The organism is Flavobacterium sp. FlaQc-57 (assembly GCF_044007395.1).
GTDB lineage: Bacteria > Bacteroidota > Bacteroidia > Flavobacteriales > Flavobacteriaceae > Flavobacterium.
Window position 1 is genome coordinate 1 of record NZ_JBIPDA010000007.1, and the last position, 20,028, is coordinate 20,028.

14 protein-coding genes are annotated in these 20,028 nt (G+C 34.8%); 12 read left to right on the top strand and 2 right to left on the bottom strand.

From position 1 onward, the window contains the following. Positions 1-1,056 precede the first annotated feature (1,056 nt). The gene (locus ACHRVZ_RS19015; protein WP_395424464.1) at positions 1,057-2,058 is read right to left on the bottom strand and encodes an LLM class flavin-dependent oxidoreductase; all 1,002 of its coding nucleotides are present in this window, start codon (positions 2,056-2,058) and stop codon (positions 1,057-1,059) included. A 283-nt stretch (positions 2,059-2,341) separates the two neighbouring features. On the opposite strand from ACHRVZ_RS19015, the gene ACHRVZ_RS19020 reads away from it, so the two are divergent. The 10 genes from ACHRVZ_RS19020 to ACHRVZ_RS19065 all read left to right on the top strand — a co-directional run bounded on the left by ACHRVZ_RS19020 (position 2,342) and on the right by ACHRVZ_RS19065 (position 14,690). Then, positions 2,342-3,685, top strand: coding sequence for a sigma-54-dependent transcriptional regulator (locus ACHRVZ_RS19020; protein ID WP_395424465.1), 1,344 nt, complete (start codon positions 2,342-2,344; stop codon positions 3,683-3,685). 181 nt (positions 3,686-3,866) lie between these two features. Further along, positions 3,867-4,148 carry a hypothetical protein gene (locus tag ACHRVZ_RS19025; protein ID WP_395424466.1) on the top strand — a complete coding sequence of 94 codons (282 nt, stop codon included), beginning with the start codon at positions 3,867-3,869 and terminating at the stop codon, positions 4,146-4,148. A gap of 139 nt (positions 4,149-4,287) precedes the next feature. Then, the gene (kdpF, locus tag ACHRVZ_RS19030; protein WP_073489533.1) at positions 4,288-4,365 is read left to right on the top strand and encodes a K(+)-transporting ATPase subunit F; all 78 of its coding nucleotides are present in this window, start codon (positions 4,288-4,290) and stop codon (positions 4,363-4,365) included. 100 nt (positions 4,366-4,465) lie between these two features. Continuing rightward, a complete protein-coding gene (gene kdpA / locus ACHRVZ_RS19035) occupies positions 4,466-6,187 on the top strand; it encodes a potassium-transporting ATPase subunit KdpA (RefSeq protein ID WP_395424467.1) in 1,722 nt (573 codons plus the stop codon). Between the two features lie 148 nt (positions 6,188-6,335). Then, entirely contained in the window at positions 6,336-8,369 is a 2,034-nt protein-coding gene (kdpB, locus tag ACHRVZ_RS19040) for a potassium-transporting ATPase subunit KdpB (protein ID WP_395424468.1), read from the top strand. Between the two features lie 94 nt (positions 8,370-8,463). Next, positions 8,464-9,018 (top strand): K(+)-transporting ATPase subunit C, encoded by a 555-nt coding sequence (locus tag ACHRVZ_RS19045; protein WP_395424469.1) that lies wholly within the window; start codon positions 8,464-8,466, stop codon positions 9,016-9,018. A 412-nt stretch (positions 9,019-9,430) separates the two neighbouring features. After that, positions 9,431-10,507 carry a porin gene (locus tag ACHRVZ_RS19050; protein ID WP_395424470.1) on the top strand — a complete coding sequence of 359 codons (1,077 nt, stop codon included), beginning with the start codon at positions 9,431-9,433 and terminating at the stop codon, positions 10,505-10,507. Positions 10,508-10,589: 82 nt separating this feature from the next. Next, positions 10,590-11,717, top strand: coding sequence for a sensor protein KdpD (locus ACHRVZ_RS19055; RefSeq protein ID WP_395424471.1), 1,128 nt, complete (start codon positions 10,590-10,592; stop codon positions 11,715-11,717). Positions 11,718-11,845: 128 nt separating this feature from the next. Next, entirely contained in the window at positions 11,846-13,567 is a 1,722-nt protein-coding gene (locus tag ACHRVZ_RS19060; protein ID WP_395424857.1) for an ATP-binding protein, read from the top strand. 361 nt (positions 13,568-13,928) lie between these two features. Continuing rightward, positions 13,929-14,690: a phosphatase PAP2 family protein gene (locus ACHRVZ_RS19065; protein ID WP_395424472.1), complete on the top strand. Its 762-nt coding sequence runs from the start codon at positions 13,929-13,931 to the stop codon at positions 14,688-14,690. A gap of 183 nt (positions 14,691-14,873) precedes the next feature. Here ACHRVZ_RS19065 and ACHRVZ_RS19070 read toward each other — a convergent pair whose 3' ends face one another. Continuing rightward, on the bottom strand, positions 14,874-15,647 hold the full coding sequence (locus tag ACHRVZ_RS19070) for an XRE family transcriptional regulator (protein WP_395424859.1): 774 nt from the start codon (positions 15,645-15,647) through the stop codon (positions 14,874-14,876). 85 nt (positions 15,648-15,732) lie between these two features. Between ACHRVZ_RS19070 and dinB the strand changes: the two genes are divergently transcribed. Next, on the top strand, positions 15,733-16,914 hold the full coding sequence (gene dinB / locus ACHRVZ_RS19075; protein ID WP_395424473.1) for a DNA polymerase IV: 1,182 nt from the start codon (positions 15,733-15,735) through the stop codon (positions 16,912-16,914). Between the two features lie 4 nt (positions 16,915-16,918). Continuing rightward, on the top strand, positions 16,919-19,981 hold the full coding sequence (locus ACHRVZ_RS19080; protein ID WP_395424474.1) for a DNA polymerase III subunit alpha: 3,063 nt from the start codon (positions 16,919-16,921) through the stop codon (positions 19,979-19,981). Positions 19,982-20,028: the final 47 nt, after the last annotated feature.

A 20,028-nucleotide genomic window follows, 5' to 3' on the forward strand; every position in this document is an offset into this window, starting at 1 on the left:
TCATTCTAGCTTTTCTCTTCGAATCTCTCAATTCTATTACTCTTATTCTTTTGCTCTAACATCTCTGTTAAAGCGGCTGTCAATTCAATATGTCTACGAACGTATCTTCTTTTTGTATTTCGCTTGTTTCTCAAAGCGGGTGCAAAAGTAGAAAACTTATTTCTAAATAGCAAATGTTTTTTGAAGTTTTTTTAAAAGAAAATCTCTTTTCTCTTTACTCCTAAACACTACCAATCTATCAATGAACTTCCCTTGTTTTGCGGGGTGCAAATGTAATATCCGTTTTCGAACCTCACAAGCTTTTCTTAATCTTTTTTGAAAATAAATCTCAATCCTTATCTCGTATGCCTGTCAGTATTTCTGTGAACCTTTATCGCTGTTGCGGGTGCAAAACTACACCCTTTATTCCGTTTAACAATACCTAAAACCCACTTATTTCTAATCTTTTTCTAAACTTTATCTTAACTCACTGATAACACAAAACTTAACTTTTATGCTATTTTACAATTTATAGGTTTTTTCTTTAGACAAATACCTATACCTCATCTGCATCTTTTTAAAACATGCCATTTTTACTGGCCTCACCTCTTTTTTGATTATTTAAGCCAGCTTGTATATTCTCTTTTTTATCGGATCTGTACCGTTTAATGGCGTTTTCCTGCAAGATGATAAAACAAGTAGTTCCTTTCTTTCGTGTTATAGCTTCTCTCAAACATAATAAGTATCTTCTTTTACCTTACTCCTTCTTTTGAAAGCAACTCTCCTAGCCCCGATAGTCCCGAGGCTTCGGGAGAAAATCCTTTTGTGCCGGGGTTCGGCACAAAAGATTGAAGCGGATAGCAGGATTAAGCTCCTCATAATTCTTCTAATTATAAAAGCTGCCCACTAAGTATCGGGACGCTCAGCTGAACAAAAGCTACTCTTATATATTATAGTATGATTCTTTACTTAATATAGAACTAAAAAACCCGATAGCTTTTAAAGAGCTGTCGGGTTATGTTAGCAAAATTAGTCCTTACATATTATAGTACAAATTTCTACTCCTATATATATACTTTATTTTAGACTATCAATAACTTCTTTTGTAATCTGAATACTTTTGAGCTTAGCTTGATGATCGAATATTGGACTTGTTGCCATCAATTCATCTATACGTGCATAATCAATAAACTTTTTAAGATCAGTTGCTAGTTGCTCTTTGTTTCCTGTAAAAGTACAAGCGGTCATTTGATTGACATGAAAACGTTCTTCCTCACTCATTATATCATCTAAAGATGGTACTGGTGGCTGTAAACCTTTGCGATCATTACGAATTAGATTCAAAAACATTTGATACAAACTCGTTGATAGAAATTCAGCTTCTTCATTTGTATCTGCGGCAATGATATTTACACATGCCATTGTTTTGGGCTTATTTAAAACCTCAGAAGGCTGAAAATTTTCACGATAGAACTCAAAAGCCTGAATCATTTGGCGTGGTGCAAAATGTCCAGCGAATGCATAAGGCAGACCGTAAGCTGCTGCAAGAGCTGCACTTTCTGTGCTTGAACCTAAAATCCAGATGGGAACATTTGTGCCTTCAGCCGGAAATGCTCTTACTTTTGCTGTTGCATTTTCGGACGAAAAATAATCCTGAAGCTTGGTTACGTTTTGAGGAAACCGTTGTGCTTGTTCAAAAAAGTCTTTTCGAATTGCTTCGGCAGTTGGCTGATCTGTTCCGGGAGCTCTTCCTAATCCTAAATCGATTCGGTTTGGATAAAGTGTTTCTAAGGTTCCAAATTGTTCAGCTACTATTAAAGGAGAATGATTTGGCAGCATGATTCCACCAGAACCAACTCTAATATTTTGAGTTTGACTTGCGACATAACCAATTAGAACTACTGTTGCCGAACTAGCAACGTGCGCCATGTTATGGTGTTCAGCCAGCCAAAATCGTTTATAACCTAAGTTGTCCGCGAGTTGGGCTATTTCTTTTGTTTTTTGAAAAGTTTCTGATGCGTTGCTATCTTGTGTTATGATAGCTAATTCTAATATTGAGATTGAAATTGGGTCTTTCATATAATGTAACTTTTACGCAAAATTACTTCATTTGGCACAATGCTTAAATTTTTTCATGTTAATAGAATTATAAATTTACCAGTGTTAAATATTTTAATACTGTTATATACAACTTAAATATCGCCATTAGATAACTTAAAACTTAAATTTATACTAGAGGCAACAACTTTATGATCGTAAAATTATTTTTTCGCAAGAATTTGCTATCGATCAAAAAAGTTGAATGATTTAAAACCTAAATTTGTATTTCAAAAATGAATTTCGATTCCAGAATTCCCCTCAAATGACACACAAAATTTTAATTATTGACGACGAAGAAAAACTGAGAAGTCTGCTGGCACGCATTATAAAATCAGAAGGTTTTGAAGTTATTGAAGCCAAAGATTTGAAGTCTGGTTTTAAGAAACTTGAACAAACTGATATTGATGTGGTTTTATGCGATGTAAAATTACCTGACGGAAATGGTGTTGATTTTCTACAAAATATAAAGGGAAGTTTTCCTTTTATAGAAGTAATTTTATTGACTGCTTTCGGGAATATTCCTGATGGTGTTCAAGCTATGAAAAATGGTGCTTTTGATTATATTGTAAAAGGTGACGATAATGACAAAATTATTCCGCTTTTATACAAAGCTGTCGAAAAAGTGCATTTGCAAAAAAAGGTCCAGCAGCTTGAGAAGCGTATTAACGATAAATATTCTTTTAATTCTATAATTGGAAAATCGAGAGGAATTGAACAAGTTATTGATTTAGCTAAAAAAGTTGCCAAAACAGATTCGACTGTTTTGCTTACCGGAGAAACCGGAACAGGAAAAGAAGTTTTTGCCCAAGCTATTCATGAAAATAGCAATCGTGTAGGAAAATCTTTTGTGGCTTTAAATTGCAGTACTTTTAGTAAAGAAATTCTAGAGAGCGAATTATTCGGACACAAGCAAGGATCGTTTACCGGAGCACTGAAAGATAAAAAGGGGTTTATTGAAGAAGCAAATGGCGGAACTCTATTCCTGGATGAAATTGGAGAAATGCCAATTGAACTCCAAGCCAAATTATTACGTGTTTTAGAAACGAGTGAATATATTCCTATTGGAGATACAACTCCAAAAAAATCAAATTTCAGATTAATTGCGGCTACCAACAGAGATTTAAAAATAGAAAGTGAAGAACATCGTTTCCGTTCTGATTTATATTTTCGTCTGAATATTTTTGAGATTACACTTCCGCCTTTACGCGAAAGAATCAAAGATATTGCACCAATAACAAATTACTTTGTTAAACAATTTTCTGAAAAAACGAATAAAAAGAACTTAAATATCACTGATGATTTTCTTCAGAAATTAGAAACTTATTCCTGGCCGGGAAATATTCGAGAACTTAAAAATATTATTGAACGATCTGTTATTTTAAGCAATGGAGAAACATTAACTACGGATGTTTTGCCTTATGAAATGCAACATCAGCCTGAAAAAGCTACAAAATCAATATCAGCTTTCTCTATGCAAAGTGTTGAAAAACTACATATTCAGAAGGTTTTAAATTATACTAAAGGCAATAAAGCAGAAACAGCACGACTGCTCGAAATTGGCATTGCTACTTTGTATCGAAAATTAGAAGAGTACAGTATACAATAACACTTGTAATTATACATTCATCCTATCATTTCAATAAAAGCTTATCATTTTGATAGGCTTTTTTTATGCCTCATTTCTGGCATAAAAACGCAATTCTTTTATTGGCAACACTTTACGCACCTTAGTGATTTTTCGGAACATATTTTGGCATAAGGAGAGAGAACACAAAAAATTCATTCTCATGAAAAACCAAGTCACCTCAATCTACAAACAAGCCGAACGTTTTGCAGATATTACTAAAAAATCAATCATATCCGGTAACATTGTACGAGCAAAAAAATGTTTAGCACTTGCTGAGCGTCTATTTGTTACGGGAAGTATCGAAACTAAAAATGCCATTTCTAATGTGTATGTTTTTTCGGTTTCATCTTTTATGGAAGTACGTCACTGTAACATTTCGCACCTTTTTCCTCAAACATTAAAAGCGGAATATATCAAACAAATTAATACCTCAGGCGTATAAAATATTTATTCGTTTAATCGCACAAGAATCTAAATCTAAAATCCTCTATATGTTAATCACTTTTCTTTTAATCGCATTGGCTGTTTTGCTTTTTGCAATTTGTTTTAAATTAATTGAATTTTTTGAAAAAATCTAAATCATGACTGCACTATTTATTGTTTCCATTGCCGTTTTCGTGTATTTGGTTTATGTATTAATCAAACCCGAAAAATTTTAACGAAGTAAAATGTTGTAAGTGAGATGTGAAATGCAAAAATCATATTTAATTAATCGCTGTCTTTTACCTCTCACATTTTACAATTAACAAATCACATATTATGAACACAGAATTATTAGGCGTCATCAGTATTTTTATCGTTTCGATAATTTTAGCCATTCCAATAGGAAAATATATCGCTAAAGTTTATTTGGGAGATAAAACATTGCTTGACCCGATTTTCAATCCAATTGAAAAATTTATATTTAAAATCAGCGGTATCAATTCTTCTGAAGAAATGAACTGGAAACAACATTTAAAAGCACTTTTAAGTATCAACATGATTTGGTTCTTTCTTTGTTTTTTTGTCTTATTGTTTCAGGGATCCTTATTTTTAAATCCTGACAACAACCCGTCGATGAGCCCCGATTTGGCATTTAATACCGCCATTTCATTTGTTGTCAATTGTAATTTACAGCATTACTCAGGCGAAACTGGAGTTTCTTACCTATCACAAATGCTATTGATGTTCTTGCAATTTGTTTCTGCCGGCGTCGGAATGGCAGCCGCAGCAATGATTTTTACTGCAATGAAAGAAAGAACTACTGAACAACTAGGTAATTTTTATAACTATTTTATAAAAAGTTGTACACGTATCTTATTACCTCTTTCGATTATAGTCGCTACTATTTTAGCATTTAGCGGTACACCTATGACTTTTGAAGGCAAAGATGCTATTACTACTTTACAAGGCGATCACGTGGAAGTTTCTCGTGGTCCTGCTGCAGCATTTATTGCTATTAAACATTTAGGTACAAATGGTGGTGGATTTTTTGGAGCCAATTCAGCACATCCATTAGAAAATCCAACTTATTTTACAAATGCCGTTGAATTATGGTCACAATTAATTATTCCGTTTGCCATGATTTTTGCTTTAGGTTTTTATCTAAAGAAAAGAAAATTATCCTATGTAATTTTTGGAGTCATGACGATTGGTTTTTTATTACTGGTTATTCCAACAGTTATAAGTGAAATCAACGGAAATCCTGCTATCGAAAAAATGGGAATAGCACAAGCAACAGGAGCTATGGAAGGTAAAGAGGTTCGGTTCGGACCTGCCATTTCAGGCTTTTGGAGTATTGCTACAACTGTAATTTCTACAGGTTCTGTAAATAGTATGCACGATAGTTCAATGCCAATTTCTGGTGCTATGGAATTGCTTGCCATGATGGTCAATGCTTTTTATGGTGGTTGTGGTGTTGGTATTTTAAACTTCTACATTTTCATAATTCTGGCAGTATTTATTTCCGGATTAATGGTCGGTCGAACACCTGAATTTTTAGGAAAGAAAATCGAAGCACGTGAAGTTAAAATTGCTGCTTTTATTGCCATTCTTCATCCTTTACTAATATTATCAGGAACTGCTTTAGCATCTTATTTTGCTGCTAATGACACAGCGATGGGTTATTGGTTTAGTGGAAATGCAACAGGCTGGTTAAACAACCCCGGACATCACGGATTTTCAGAAATGTTATACGAATATACTTCAAGCGCTGCCAATAACGGTTCTGGTTTTGAAGGTTTAGGAGATAACAATCCGTTTTGGAATATCACTACAGGAATTGTGTTGTTATTGAGTCGTTTCATTCCTATCGTTGGACCATTGGCAATTGCAGGATTATTAGCCGGTAAAAAATACATTCCTGAAAGTGCCGGAACTTTAAAAACTGATACTTCTATTTTTGGTGTAATGGTTTTTGCTGTAATTGCGATTATTGCTGCTTTATCATTCTTCCCAGCGTTGGCTTTAGGTCCATTGGCAGAATATTTTACTTTAAAATAACAATTCATTTTTCAATGCTGAAAATTTTTAAACACATAGAAACATAGCTATGTGTTTGTATGCAAGTGAAACGCCTTAATCTCAATTCAAAAATCTATGTTTCTATGTGTTTAAATAAACATTCAGCTAAACAAAATAATATAAAAAAATGACAACTAATAAATCCACATCATTGTTTGAAAGCAAACAGGTAAAAGAAGCCTTAGTGCAATCTTTTGTGAAGCTGAATCCGAAATTGATGATCAAAAATCCGGTAATGTTTACCGTAGAAATAGGAACTGCTATTATGTTTGCTGTTTGCATTTCCATATTAATGGGAGCGCAGGATCAAGGTAGTTTTACTTATAATTTAATTGTGTTTTTAATTTTACTAGCAACGCTTTTGTTTGCCAATTTTGCAGAAGCAATTGCCGAAGCAAGAGGAAAAGCTCAAGCGGATAGTTTAAGAAAAACACGTGAAGAAACTCCTGCAAGACAAATTTTACCAAACGGAGAAATCAAAAATATCAGTTCATCTGAATTGAAAAAAGGAGATATTTTTGTTTGCGAATCAGGTGATTTAATTGCAACTGATGGTGAAATCATCGAAGGTTTGGCTACTATAGACGAAAGTGCCATTACTGGAGAAAGTGCTCCTGTAATTCGGGAAGCTGGCGGTGATAAATCATCTGTAACCGGAGGAACAAAAGTATTGTCCGATAAGATTAAAGTAATCGTAACCTCTGAACCTGGCGAAAGCTTTTTGGATAAAATGATTGCTTTGGTTGAAGGTGCAAGCCGTCAGAAAACACCAAACGAAATTGCCTTAACTATTTTATTAGCCGCATTTACTTTAATCTTCGTGATTGTGTGCGTTACGCTAAAACCGTTTGCCGACTATGCAAATGCACCCATCACGATTGCGGCTTTTATTGCATTGTTCGTTTGTTTGATTCCAACCACAATTGGAGGCCTATTATCAGCTATTGGGATTGCAGGAATGGACAGAGCGTTGCGTGCCAATGTGATTACAAAATCTGGAAAAGCGGTTGAAACTGCAGGAGATATCGATGTATTACTTTTGGATAAAACCGGAACGATCACAATTGGAAACAGAAAAGCAACCAACTTCTACCCTGCAAAAGGTGTTACTGAAGAAGATTTTATAAAGTCTGCTGTGTTAAGTTCACTAGCAGATGACACTCCGGAAGGGAAAAGTATCGTGGAACTGGCAGGGGCCGAAACTGCCAATAAATTATCTATTGAAGGTGCTACTTTAATCAAATTTACCGCAGAAACCAGAACTTCCGGAGTTATTTTAAAAGACGGAACCAATATTAGAAAAGGGGCTCAGGATGCTGCAAAAAACATCTCACTTCAAGCTGGAAATACTTTCCCTGAAGATACTGCTCAAAAAGTAATTGATATTTCGTCTAAAGGAGGAACTCCATTGGTTGTTATTAAAAATAATCAGGTTCAAGGTGTTATCGAATTGCAGGATATCATCAAAACCGGAATGAAAGAACGTTTTGACCGTTTGAGAAAAATGGGTGTAAAAACGGTGATGGTTACCGGTGATAATCCACTTACAGCCAAATTTATTGCAGAAGCTGCCGGTGTTGATGATTTTATTGCCGAAGCGAAACCTGAGGATAAAATGAATTACATCAAAAATGAACAAAACCTGGGTAAACTTGTTGCCATGATGGGTGACGGAACGAATGATGCTCCTGCCCTTGCGCAAGCCAATGTGGGTGTTGCCATGAACAGCGGAACTCAGGCTGCAAAGGAAGCCGGAAACATGGTCGATCTAGATAATGATCCAACTAAATTAATTGAGATTATCGAAATTGGTAAACAGCTTTTAATGACTCGAGGGACTTTAACTACTTTTTCTATTGCAAATGACGTTGCGAAATATTTTGCTATTGTTCCTGCTCTTTTTATTACTGCGATTCCTGCGCTTGAAGGTTTGAATATCATGCGTTTGCATAGTCCTGAAAGTGCCATTTTATCTGCGGTAATTTTTAATGCGATCATCATTCCGATATTGATTCCATTAGCGTTGAGAGGTGTAGATTATAAACCAATTGGCGCAAGTGCCATCTTAAAAAGAAACCTTTTGATTTATGGCTTAGGCGGATTGATTGTCCCTTTTATCGGAATTAAATTAATTGATTTACTCGTTGCCTTATTTATGTAAATAAAAGTTACTAAGACGCTAAGTTGCTAAGGTTCTAAGTTTTTTTCTTAGCCTCTTAGAAACTTAGCAACTCAGAACCTTAAAAATAAAAAAAATGAAAACAATATTCTCACTATTAAAACTTACTCTGCTTACCGTAATTCTGTTTGCAGTTATTTATCCCTTAGCAATTTATGGAATTGCTCAGCTTGCTCCAAATCAGGGAAAAGGAGAAACTATTTCGGTTAACGGAAAAGTGGTTGGATACCAAAAAATTGGTCAGAAATTCGATAAGTCGAATTATTTCTGGGGAAGACCTTCGGCTGTTGATTACAATGCGGCAGGAAGTGCCGGAAGCAACAAAGGACCAAGCAATGCTGAATATCTGGCTTTGGTTCAAAAAAGAATTGATACGCTTTTACTTGTTCATCCGTATTTGAAAAAATCAGAGATTCCAGCAGATATGGTTACGGCTTCTGGAAGTGGATTGGATCCTAATATTTCTCCACAAGGTGCTTTGATTCAGGTTAAACGTGTTGCCAAAGAAAGAAAATTAGCTGAAGCCAAAGTAAAAGCTTTGGTTGAAGCTAATATCAATACTCCAAAAGTTATGGGAACTCCAACTGTGAATGTGTTGGAATTGAATGTGGCGCTTGATCAATTGAAGTAGTACGTTTTTAAACCTGACAGGTTTTAAAAACCTGTCGGGTTTGACAAAGATTTTTACCAATTTTGTCATTTCGACGGAGGAGAAATCACACTCGTAACTTGACAAAATTTGACGACATACTATATGGAATTTCTAGTGTGATTTCTCCTTGCGTCGAAATGACAAACTCTTAGGAAAAAACTAAAACGTACAACTAATGCCTAACAGGTTTTGTCCCGAAACTTCGGGATTGTTAGGATAATGAAAACGCCTTTTTTACCCCAAATGCCCTAGCCCCGATAGTCCCGAAGCCTCGGGAGGAAATCCTTTTACTTTTTTCTTTAAAAAGTAAAAGATTGAAACGTCCCGAGGCTTCGGGAGCGGGAAATAGCTCCTAAAAAATCTACTAAATAAATAATTGAATACCACAAAAATGAAAAAAATAATACTTACCGCTTTAATCGCTTTTGGTTTTAGCAATTTACACGCTCAGGAAGAAACAAAAAGTCCGTTTACATTTTCAGGATATGTAGAAACTTATTATAGTTATGATTTTGGGAAACCAGATAATCACACTCGTCCAGGTTTTTTTTATAATTTTAATAAAAGCAATGAAGTTAATATTAATTTAGGTTTAGCTAAAGTAAATTATTCGAAAGATAATGTTCGCGGAAACTTTGCTTTAATGGCTGGAACTTATGCCGAATACAATATGGCGGCTGAACAAGGTTTGCTAAAAAATGTTTACGAGGCAAATGTAGGAGTGAAGATTTCGCAAAGTCATAATTTATGGATCGATGCAGGAATTATGCCGGCTCATATAGGTTTTGAAAGTGCAATTGGAAAAGATTGTCAGACTTTAACCCGAAGCATTTTGGCTGAAAACTCTCCTTATTATGAAACGGGTGTAAAAATTGGTTACACATCTGAGTCGGGAGAATGGTATTTAGCCGGATTGTATTTGAACGGCTGGCAGCGTATCGAGAAAGTGGAAGGCAACCATACGCCAGCTTTTGGAACACAGGTTACCTACAAACCATCAGACAAAGTGGTCTTGAATTGGAGTACTTATGTTGGAAATGAGCAACCGGATATCGACAAAAAATGGCGTTATTTTAATAACTTTTACGGACAATTTAAAGTAACAGATAAAACAAATGTTACGGCTGGTTTTGATATTGGATCGCAACAAGCAGCTAAAAACAGTAATAAATATGACACTTGGTTTTCTCCAGTTTTGATTCTGCAATACAAACCAACTGATAAAATTCAGCTTGCGGCTCGTGGCGAATATTACAGTGATGAGAAAGGTGTTATTATCGCAACCGGAACTCCGAATGGTTTTAAAACTTACGGATTTTCAGCTAACTTTGATTACTTAGTTACTGATAATGTAATGTTTAGATTGGAAGCAAGAAATCTTTCCAGTAAAGATGAAATATTTACAAAAGACAATCTCCCAACAAATACGAATGCGTTTGTAACGACTTCGTTGGCGATCTCATTCTAGCTTTAGGCTATAGGCTTTAAGCAATAGGCTCTTGAAAAGTCTTATTGCTTAAAGCTTAAAGCTTACAGCATAAAGCAAAAAAATGAAACAGGAAAAAGAAAATAATGCACAGCACTTTCTCGATTTAATTCAGAAATCACGAAAAGGAAAGTTTAAGGTCTATATTGGGATGAGTGCCGGTGTGGGCAAAACCTACCGGATGCTGCAAGAAGCGCATTCGCTACTGAAGAATGGAATTGATGTGAAAATTGGTTACATCGAAACGCATATGCGAAAAGAAACGCATGAACTTTTATCTGGTTTGCCCGTAATTCCGCGGCGAACCATTTTCTATAAAGGAAAAGAGCTCGAAGAACTCGATGTGCAGGCGATTATCAACTTAAGACCTGAAGTTGTAATTGTTGATGAACTCGCGCATACAAATGTTGAAGGAAGTAAAAACGAAAAACGCTGGCAGGATGTTTTAGAAATTCTGGAAGCAGGTATCAATGTAATCTCGGCAGTAAATATTCAGCATATTGAGAGTCTGAATGAAGATGTAAAACGCATTACCAATATTGATGTTCAGGAAAGAATTCCTGATAATGTTTTGCGATTGGCAGACGAAGTCGTTAATATCGATTTAACATCAGAAGATTTGATTGCGCGTTTGAAAGAAGGGAAAATTTATACGGCTGATAAAATTCAGACGGCTTTGGCAAACTTTTTTAAATCAGACCAAATTTTACAATTGCGTGAGTTGGCGTTGAAAGAAGTAGCAAGTCAGGTGGTTCGAAAAGTCGAAAATGAAGTACCGCAACTACATGCTTTGAGACATGAAAAACTTTTAGCTTGTATTAGCAGTAATGACAAAACGGCTAAAATTGTGATTAGAAAAGCGGCACGTTTGGCAAGTTATTACAACGGATCGTGGTATGTTTTGTATGTCGAAACACCTAAAGAAAGCAGTACCAAAATTGCGTTAGACAAACAACGTCATCTAATTAATAATTTTAAACTGGCGGTGCAACTAGGTGCGGAAGTTATTAAAATAGAGAATAAAAATATTGCTGATGCAATTTTAATTGCCGTCGAAGAAAAACATATAACAACTGTTTGTATCGGAAAACCACATTTGAATTTATTTAAAGTAATTTTGTCTACAACGATTTTCAGACGCTTATTAAATAGCCTCTCTTTATCGAACGTAGACCTTGTTATTCTATCTTAAATGTAAAATGATATATATAAAATGTCTGATGTTTAAAAAAAATCATTTCACATTTGATAACTAACATTTTGCAAAAAAACAATAATTAAATTTAGAGGATGAATTGCTTTGTTCCTCGCAATGATGCCATGAGAATTAAAACTAAATTAAATCTGGGAGTTGGATTATTATTTTTAATGATTATCATACTTTCACTAGTCAGTGGATATTCTGTTTTTTTAATAAAAGCAGACACTGAGAATATATTAAAAGCAAATTATAATACATTGGAATATTCCAGAAATATGATCTTGTCTTTGGATGAAATTAAAGTTAGTAGCGATAGTAAGATTTATACTTTTAAGGAATATCTTGAAAAACAAACGCAAAATATTACTGAACCTGGAGAAAAAGAAGCTACTGCTAATCTTGAAAAAAGTTTTGCTGTATTAGAAAAAAATGGAACCAATGAAGCTGTAAAAACGCAAATCAGGAAGGATATTTTTGCTATTATGAAACTTAATCTGGATGCCATAAAGCAGAAAAGCGATATTGCTAAACTTACTGCCGAGAATGCTAATTTATGGATTGCCATTGTTGGAAGTTTGTGCTTTTTAATTGCTTTTAATTTATTGGTTAATTTGCCTAATAATATTGCGAATCCAATTAAGGAATTAACACTGAGTATTAAAGAAATAGCAAATAAAAATTATTCGGAACGGGTACATTTTACCAATCACAATGAGTACGGAGATTTGGCAAAATCATTTAATACGATGGCGCAAAAACTCGAAGAATATCACGACAGTAATTTGTATAAACTTTTCTTTGAGAAAAAGCGACTGGAAACTTTAATCAATAATATGCATGATCCTATTATTGGATTGGATAATGATGGTATTATTTTGTTTGTGAATGATGAAGCCCTGAAAATCATCGGAATGAAATCTGAAGATGTTATCGGAAAATCAGCTTCTACCCTGGCCTTGTCAAATGATTTGATTCGTTCGTTAATTTTGAAAGAATCAGTAAACGATTCTCAGAAAAAACAACCGATGAAGATTTTTGCCAACGGAAAGGAAAGTTATTTTGATAAAGAAACCATCAATATTACGATAACGCCAACCGGAGAAGAAAAAGAAATCAATATTGGAGATGTGATTATTCTTCGAAATATTACTTTATTTAAAGAATTAGATTTTGCAAAAACCAATTTTATTGCAACGGTTTCGCATGAATTAAAAACTCCAATTGCGTCTATAAAACTAAGTCTTCAGTTACTTCAAAATAACAAAACCGGTGATCTCAATGACGATCAAAAACAATTGATAGAAAGCATTAAAGATGACAGTCAGAGATTATTAAAAATCACAGGCGAACTGTTGAATTTATCGCAATTAGAAACAGGAAATATACAGCTGAATATAGACAAAAGCAATCCATATGCAATTGTAAATTATGCTGTTGAAGCCGTAAAAGTTCAGGCCGATCAAAAACAAATTAAATTGGTAATTGATGCCGACGAAGACTTACACGATGTAAAAGCCGATAGCGAAAAAACAGGCTGGGTTTTGATTAATTATTTATCAAATGCCATTACTTACTCATCTGAAAAAAGTACAATTATAATTAAATTAAAAGAAGAAAATAATCAGATTGTTTTTCAGGTTATCGATACAGGAAAAGGAATCGACGCAAGATATAAAGATAAAGTTTTCGATAAATATTTTCAAATTCCGGGAAGTCAAAAATCAGGAACCGGATTAGGTTTGGCTATTAGCAAAGAATTTATTGAAGCCCAAAATGGTACTATTGGCGTAGAAAGTAATTTAGGTTTGGGAAGTACCTTTTGGTTTTCATTGAAGGTTTAACTAAGTTTTCTATAAAGCTCCATCGGAGCGATATCTCTAACGAAATATGTATCCCACTGGGGTTCATTGAAATGAAATAACAAACTTTTATAAATATAACGTCCCGATGGGACTACAACTATATTTAATTTTGTTTAGCTGATGTTGAAATTATCATTTTCCATTTCTATTGTCCGTATAAGCGATTCCGAAGCTTCGGAATCGCTCAGGATGACACTCAAAAACGACATAATATTTAGCCAATCTTAATACAACTATCTCATTTAAAACCAACAAATTAATATTGACTTAAGGTTAGATTAAGGCAAAAATAGTTAGATCACTCATTCGTTATTATTGCAACTTATAACAATAACGAAAGATGTTTTACAAAGCGATTTTCCTTGTATTTTTATTCGGTTTTTTGAATGCGAATGCGCAACAAAATGATTCGATAACCAAAATTGACAGTACTTCACATAACTTAAAATTCAATTATAAGCAACTAATTATTCCAGGTGTATTAATTGGTTATGGCGTTATTGGTCTGGAAAGTGATCAATTGCTGAGTTTTAATTCGCAAATCAAAAATGAGGTTACCGAAGATATTGATAACAAAATCACGATTGATGATTTCTCACAGTACGCGCCCGCGGCATCTGTATATGCATTGAACGCTTTTGGCGTAAAAGGTAAAAATAACATGCGGGATCGTTCAGTAATACTTGTGACTTCGTACGCTATTATGGCTACAACTGTTTTGGGCTTAAAATCACTTGTAAAAGAAGAACGCCCTGACGGAAGTAATAATAACTCTTTTCCTTCTGGTCATACTGCAACCGCTTTTATGGGAGCCGAATTTTTATGGCAGGAATACAAAGACAAATCGATTTGGTATGGAATTGCGGGTTATGCTGTAGCAACCGGAACCGGATTGTTTAGAATTTACAATAACCGTCATTGGTTAACAGATGTTGCCGCCGGAGCCGGAATTGGTATTTTGAGTACAAAACTAGCTTATTGGATGAATCCATATATCACAAAAAAATTATTCAAATCATCGTCTGAAACTAATTCAACTTCTATGGTAATGCCTTTTTATAATGGTCATCAATATGGGTTGGGTTTTGTGAAGGTTTTTTAGTTTTTTATCTGCCACAGATTTCACAGATTAAAAAGATTTTTTTTTGAATGGCTTTGCCAAGTTTTTTTGCCACGAATTACACAAATTCCATTCAAAATATAATCAAAATAATTCGTGCAAATTTGTGTAATTCGTGGCAAACAAAAATCCTTTTAATCTGTGAAATCTGTGGCAAAAAACTTTTTATGTATTCGAAGTATTATTCTTAATCTCCATAACTTCTCTTTTCACTTCCAAAAGCAAATCTTTCATACTTTGCGATTCTGTTATTTCGTGTCGTTTATCGCTTCGGCCAATACTGCATTCGTATTCCCAGATTTCTAAAATATCAGAGGCTTTCACTTCATAATTCGGATAAAAGCGATTATCTGATTCTAAAACCAAAGCATTCTTTTTGTTTTTGTTGAGACGTTTATACACCATTCCTTCATTTTTTGTAATCAGGATATACGTTTTACCATCCATCACCTCTCCCAGCCTTTCTACATAACGACCAATAATAATAGATCCATCTTCGTGTGGCGGCATCGAATCGCCTTCTACAGGGAATCCGCGGTGTTTTCCCGGTCCCAAAAACGGAAGTGAAACTTGTTGTAAGCTTTCAATATATTCCGGATCGGCATATCCGTTTAAATATCCTGCTTTTGCTTTTTGAGATACAATTTCAATATAATTCTCTCCAAAACTATCTACTTGTATGGGTAAAATCAGTCGGTTGCCTTCCAGTTTTATCAAGTTCTCAATATTTATCTTTCGTATATCGACAGACAATAATAAATCGATACTCATGTGAAAATATAAAGCAATTTGCTTTAAGATATCGTACGGCGCCTCAGAGGTTCCGTCCTCATATTTAACGTATCTTCCTCGGGTAATTCTAAGGTTTTCAGCTAATTTCTCCTGAGATATTTTATGCTTAACCCTCAATGCTCTGATGTTATCTGAAAATAAGGACATAATTAATTTGTTATAATTTGGAACAGCAAATATACAAAAAAATGTTCTAATCTGTACTAATTTTGTTCCATACAAAAACAAGAAAATGGCAAGGGCAATTGTACACATGGATTTAGATACTTTTTTTGTATCCTGTGAAAGGCTAACTAACTCAGAATTAAACGGTATTCCGTTGATTATTGGTGGTGGCGATCGCGGCGTTGTGGCTTCTTGTTCGTATGAAGCACGCTATTTTGGTGTACGTTCTGCAATGCCTATTCATATGGCAATGAAACTTTGTCCGCAGGCGAAAATTATCAAAGGCGATATGGAATTATATTCGCAATTATCGCATGATGTTACGCAGGTTATTCAGGAAAAAGCACCGATTATGGAAAAAGCCAGTATCGACGAATTCTATCTTGATATTACCGGAATGGATAAATTTCATGGCAGTTATAAATGGACCAATGAACTGGCACAATCTGTAATTAAAGAAACAGGGCTTCCTATTAGTTTTTCGTTATCCATCAATAAAACGGTTTCTAAAATTGCTACTGGCGAAGGTAAACCAAAAGGAAATTTAGAAATTTCAGAAAATGATGTACAAGCCTTTTTGAATCCGTTATCAATTCAAAAAATTCCTATGGTCGGAACAGTGACTTTTCAACTTTTATCCCGAATTGGTATTCGAACCATCCAAACTTTATCTGAAATGCCTGCCGAAGTACTGCAACGTATGATTGGCAAAAATGGTTTGGATATTTGGAAAAAAGCCAACGGAATTGACAACACTCCTGTTGAACCTTATACGGAAAGAAAATCAATTTCTACCGAGAATACGTTTTCTCAGGATACTATTGACATTGAAAAACTCAAAAGAGTACTTATCGGAATGGTCGAAAAACTAGCTTTTCAGCTTCGATCTGAGCAATGGATAACCTCAACGATTACCGTTAAAATACGCTATGCCAATTTTGATACTGAAACCAAACAATGTAAAATCGCTTATACCTCAGCAGATCATATTCTGACCAAAAACGTAATGGAACTTTTCGATAAAGTCTACCAGCGTCGTATGCGATTACGCTTAATTGGCATTCGCTTTAGCGGATTGGTTCGTGGTACGTATCAAATTGATCTTTTTGAAGATACTCAGGAAATGTTATCTCTATATGATGCGATGGACCGAATGAAAAAACGCTATGGTTTTGATGCCGTAATGCGTTGCGCCGGAGCGCATATTAAACCTAATACTAAAGATGAAATTTTAAAACGTATAAAATAAAATCATGTATCTCAACTGCCATTCTTTTCACTCTCTGCGTTACGGCACGATTCCTCTTGATGATCTTATCGACGAGGCAGTTTCTTGTGGTGTAAAAGCAATGGCCCTTACAGACATTAATACCGTTACCGGAATTTACGATTTTATAAAAAGATGCGAAACTAAAGAAATCAAACCTCTTGTAGGTATGGAATTTCGTTGGAATCATCAATTGCGTTATATCGGCTTGGCCAAAAATACCAGCGGACTTGGAGAAATGAATCGTTTTTTGACGGAACATAATTTTAATGGAGAATCTTTGCCAGTGATTGCCCCTGAATTCAAATCTGTCTTTATTATTTATACTTTAAAAGATGCTCCGGAATTTCTTCGTGAGAATGAATTTATCGGAATTCGCCCTGATGAAGTTTCCAGGCTTTTTACTTCAGAGCATAAAAGCAAAATCTCCAAAATGGTTATCCTGCAATCGGTAACCTTCAGAAATAAAAAAGAATTCAATTTACACAAGATTTTACGTGCGATTGATACTAACATCATTTTATCAAAACTAACAGAAGCTGATTATTCTAATATTTCCGAGAAAATGATGCCCTTAGAATCGCTTTTACCTTATTATGAAAACTATCCTGAAATTATTGCCAACACACAATATATAATTGATTCTTGTAATTTTCAATATGATTTTGCCCCTCCTAAAAACAAGAAATTTTATACTGAAAATCGTCAAAATGATATTAAAAAACTAACTGAGTTAGCACAAGAAGGATTATTGTGGCGTTACGGCGAAAATCATAAACTGGCAAAAGCACGTATCGAAAAAGAACTTAAAGTAATTGACGAATTAGAATTCAGCGGTTATTTTTTAATTACCTGGGACATTATCCAGTATAGTAATAGTCAAGGTTTTATGCATATCGGCCGTGGCAGCGGTGCCAACAGCATTATTGCTTATTGTCTTGGAATTACAGATATCTGTCCGATAGAATTGGATTTGTATTTTGAACGTTTTTTGAATCTGAATCGCAAAAGTCCACCCGATTTTGATATCGATTGGAGCTGGAAAGAACGCGATATTATCCTAAAGTATATTTTCGAAAAATACGGTAGAGAACATGTTGCTTTTTGCGGAACCAATGTCGAATTTAAATACCGATCCATCTTTAGGGAAGTAGGAAAAGTGTTTGGTCTTCCTAAAGAGGAACTTGATATGCTGGCTAAAAATCCGATGGCATTACATGAAACCAATTCTATCGTAAAATTGGTACAATATTACGGTATGATGCTCGAAAAATACCCCAATCAGCGTAGTATGCATTCTTGCGGAATTATCATTTCTGAAGAACCAATTACCAATTATACACCTCTGGAAATGCCTCCAAAAGGTTTTCCAATTGTACTTTTTGACATGCATATTGCCGAAGAGATTGGTTTCGAAAAATTCGATATTCTGAGCCAGCGCGGTATTGGCCATATTGATGATAGCGTAAAACTGATTGAGAAAAACAGAGGAATTAAAGTTGATATTAGGAATACTTCGATTTCTAAAGATGAAGCTTTGTGCAATATTTATTTGGCTCAAGGCCGAACTATTGGCTGTTTTTATATCGAAAGTCCTGCTATGCGCGGGTTATTACGCCGATTGAATTGTGATAATTATAAAATCCTCGTAGCAGCTTCGTCTATTATTCGTCCCGGTGTCGCGCAGTCCGGAATGATGAAAGAATATATTTTCCGACACAATTACCCAAATCAATTCGAATATTTTCATGATGTTTTTAAAGAGCAGCTTGGCGAAACCTATGGCATTATGGTGTATCAGGAAGATGTTATTAAAATTGCACTGCATTACGGAGGTCTTCCTGCAGCAGATGGCGATATTCTGCGTCGCGCTATGTCAGGAAAAGGACGTTCTAAAGAGGCTTTACAAAAAGTAAAAGACAATTTCTTTGCCTGCTGCGCTCAAAAAGGACATCCGGAAACGTTGAGTCAGGAAATTTATCGCCAGATTGAATCTTTTGCAGGATATTCTTTTTGCAAAGCACACTCGGCTTCTTATGCAGTAGAAAGTTATCAGAGTTTATACTTAAAGGTTTATTATCCTGTAGAATTTATGACTGCGGTAATCAACAATCAGGGCGGATTTTACAGAACCGAAGTTTATGTACATGAAGCACGTATGTCTGGCGGAACGATTCATAATCCGTGCGTAAATAAAAGCGAATATCAAACCACTTTGTATGGCACCGACATTTACCTTGGTTTTATGCATCTGCAGAGTTTAGAATCAAAAACTGCTCATTTAATCGAATCGGATCGGGAGAAAAATGGTGATTTTATTTCTTTAGAAGATTTCATCAATCGTATTCCAATTGGAATTGAAAGCATGAAAATCCTGATTTTTATTGGAGCTTTTCATTTTACAGGAAAAACCAAAAACCAACTTTTGGTTATCGCCAGTTTGCTCTTAAACAATTTTAAACCAGAAAATAAGGGTTTGATGCTGATGCAGGAACCTGTAAAAGAATACAAATTACCCTCTTTAGAACGTTCTCTTTTTGAAGATGCCTTTGATGAAATTGAGTTATTGAGTTTTCCTGTTTCTTGTACCGTTTTTGATTTGCTTCAGACCCAATATCGCGGTGATATTATGGCCAAAGATTTAGTGATTCATCATAAAAAACAAGTTCGGATGCTGGCGTATTTAATTTCCAGAAAACAAGTTCCGACTAAAAAAGGAACAATGTATTTTGGAACCTGGATTGATCATGAAGGTTCTTATTTTGATACTGCACATTTTCCTGATAGTTTGGCGCAATATCCTTTTCAGGGTGGAGGCTGTTATCTTTTGTTAGGAAATGTCGAAGTTGATTATCATTTTCCGACTATTACAATTTTTAAAATGGCCAAAATGCCTTTTATTCCAGATCCCCGTTATATGGATGCTAAAGATCAATTTAAAACACAACGCCAAATTAAAGAGGATGTTAGTCCTACACATCGAGAACCTTATCCGCAAGGACATGAAATTAATTTACCCAGACACCGTATGAAATTTCAAAACACATAATTCGAAGATTTGACCCGAATAAGAATAAATTTTAAGTTATATAAAAT

Excerpts from the sequence above, each read along its gene's own strand:
- ACHRVZ_RS19015 (WP_395424464.1), bottom strand. The coding sequence starts at position 2,058 with ATGAAAGACCCAATTTCAATCTCAATATTAGAATTAGCTATCATAACA.
- kdpB (WP_395424468.1), top strand. The coding sequence starts at position 6,336 with ATGACAACTAATAAATCCACATCATTGTTTGAAAGCAAACAGGTAAAA.
- kdpF (WP_073489533.1), top strand. The coding sequence starts at position 4,288 with ATGACTGCACTATTTATTGTTTCCATTGCCGTTTTCGTGTATTTGGTT.
- ACHRVZ_RS19065 (WP_395424472.1), top strand. The coding sequence starts at position 13,929 with ATGTTTTACAAAGCGATTTTCCTTGTATTTTTATTCGGTTTTTTGAAT.
- kdpA (WP_395424467.1), top strand. The coding sequence starts at position 4,466 with ATGAACACAGAATTATTAGGCGTCATCAGTATTTTTATCGTTTCGATA.
- ACHRVZ_RS19080 (WP_395424474.1), top strand. The coding sequence starts at position 16,919 with ATGTATCTCAACTGCCATTCTTTTCACTCTCTGCGTTACGGCACGATT.
- ACHRVZ_RS19020 (WP_395424465.1), top strand. The coding sequence starts at position 2,342 with ATGACACACAAAATTTTAATTATTGACGACGAAGAAAAACTGAGAAGT.
- ACHRVZ_RS19055 (WP_395424471.1), top strand. The coding sequence starts at position 10,590 with ATGAAACAGGAAAAAGAAAATAATGCACAGCACTTTCTCGATTTAATT.
- ACHRVZ_RS19070 (WP_395424859.1), bottom strand. The coding sequence starts at position 15,647 with ATGTCCTTATTTTCAGATAACATCAGAGCATTGAGGGTTAAGCATAAA.
- ACHRVZ_RS19045 (WP_395424469.1), top strand. The coding sequence starts at position 8,464 with ATGAAAACAATATTCTCACTATTAAAACTTACTCTGCTTACCGTAATT.
- dinB (WP_395424473.1), top strand. The coding sequence starts at position 15,733 with ATGGCAAGGGCAATTGTACACATGGATTTAGATACTTTTTTTGTATCC.
- ACHRVZ_RS19050 (WP_395424470.1), top strand. The coding sequence starts at position 9,431 with ATGAAAAAAATAATACTTACCGCTTTAATCGCTTTTGGTTTTAGCAAT.
- ACHRVZ_RS19025 (WP_395424466.1), top strand. The coding sequence starts at position 3,867 with ATGAAAAACCAAGTCACCTCAATCTACAAACAAGCCGAACGTTTTGCA.
- ACHRVZ_RS19060 (WP_395424857.1), top strand. The coding sequence starts at position 11,846 with ATGAGAATTAAAACTAAATTAAATCTGGGAGTTGGATTATTATTTTTA.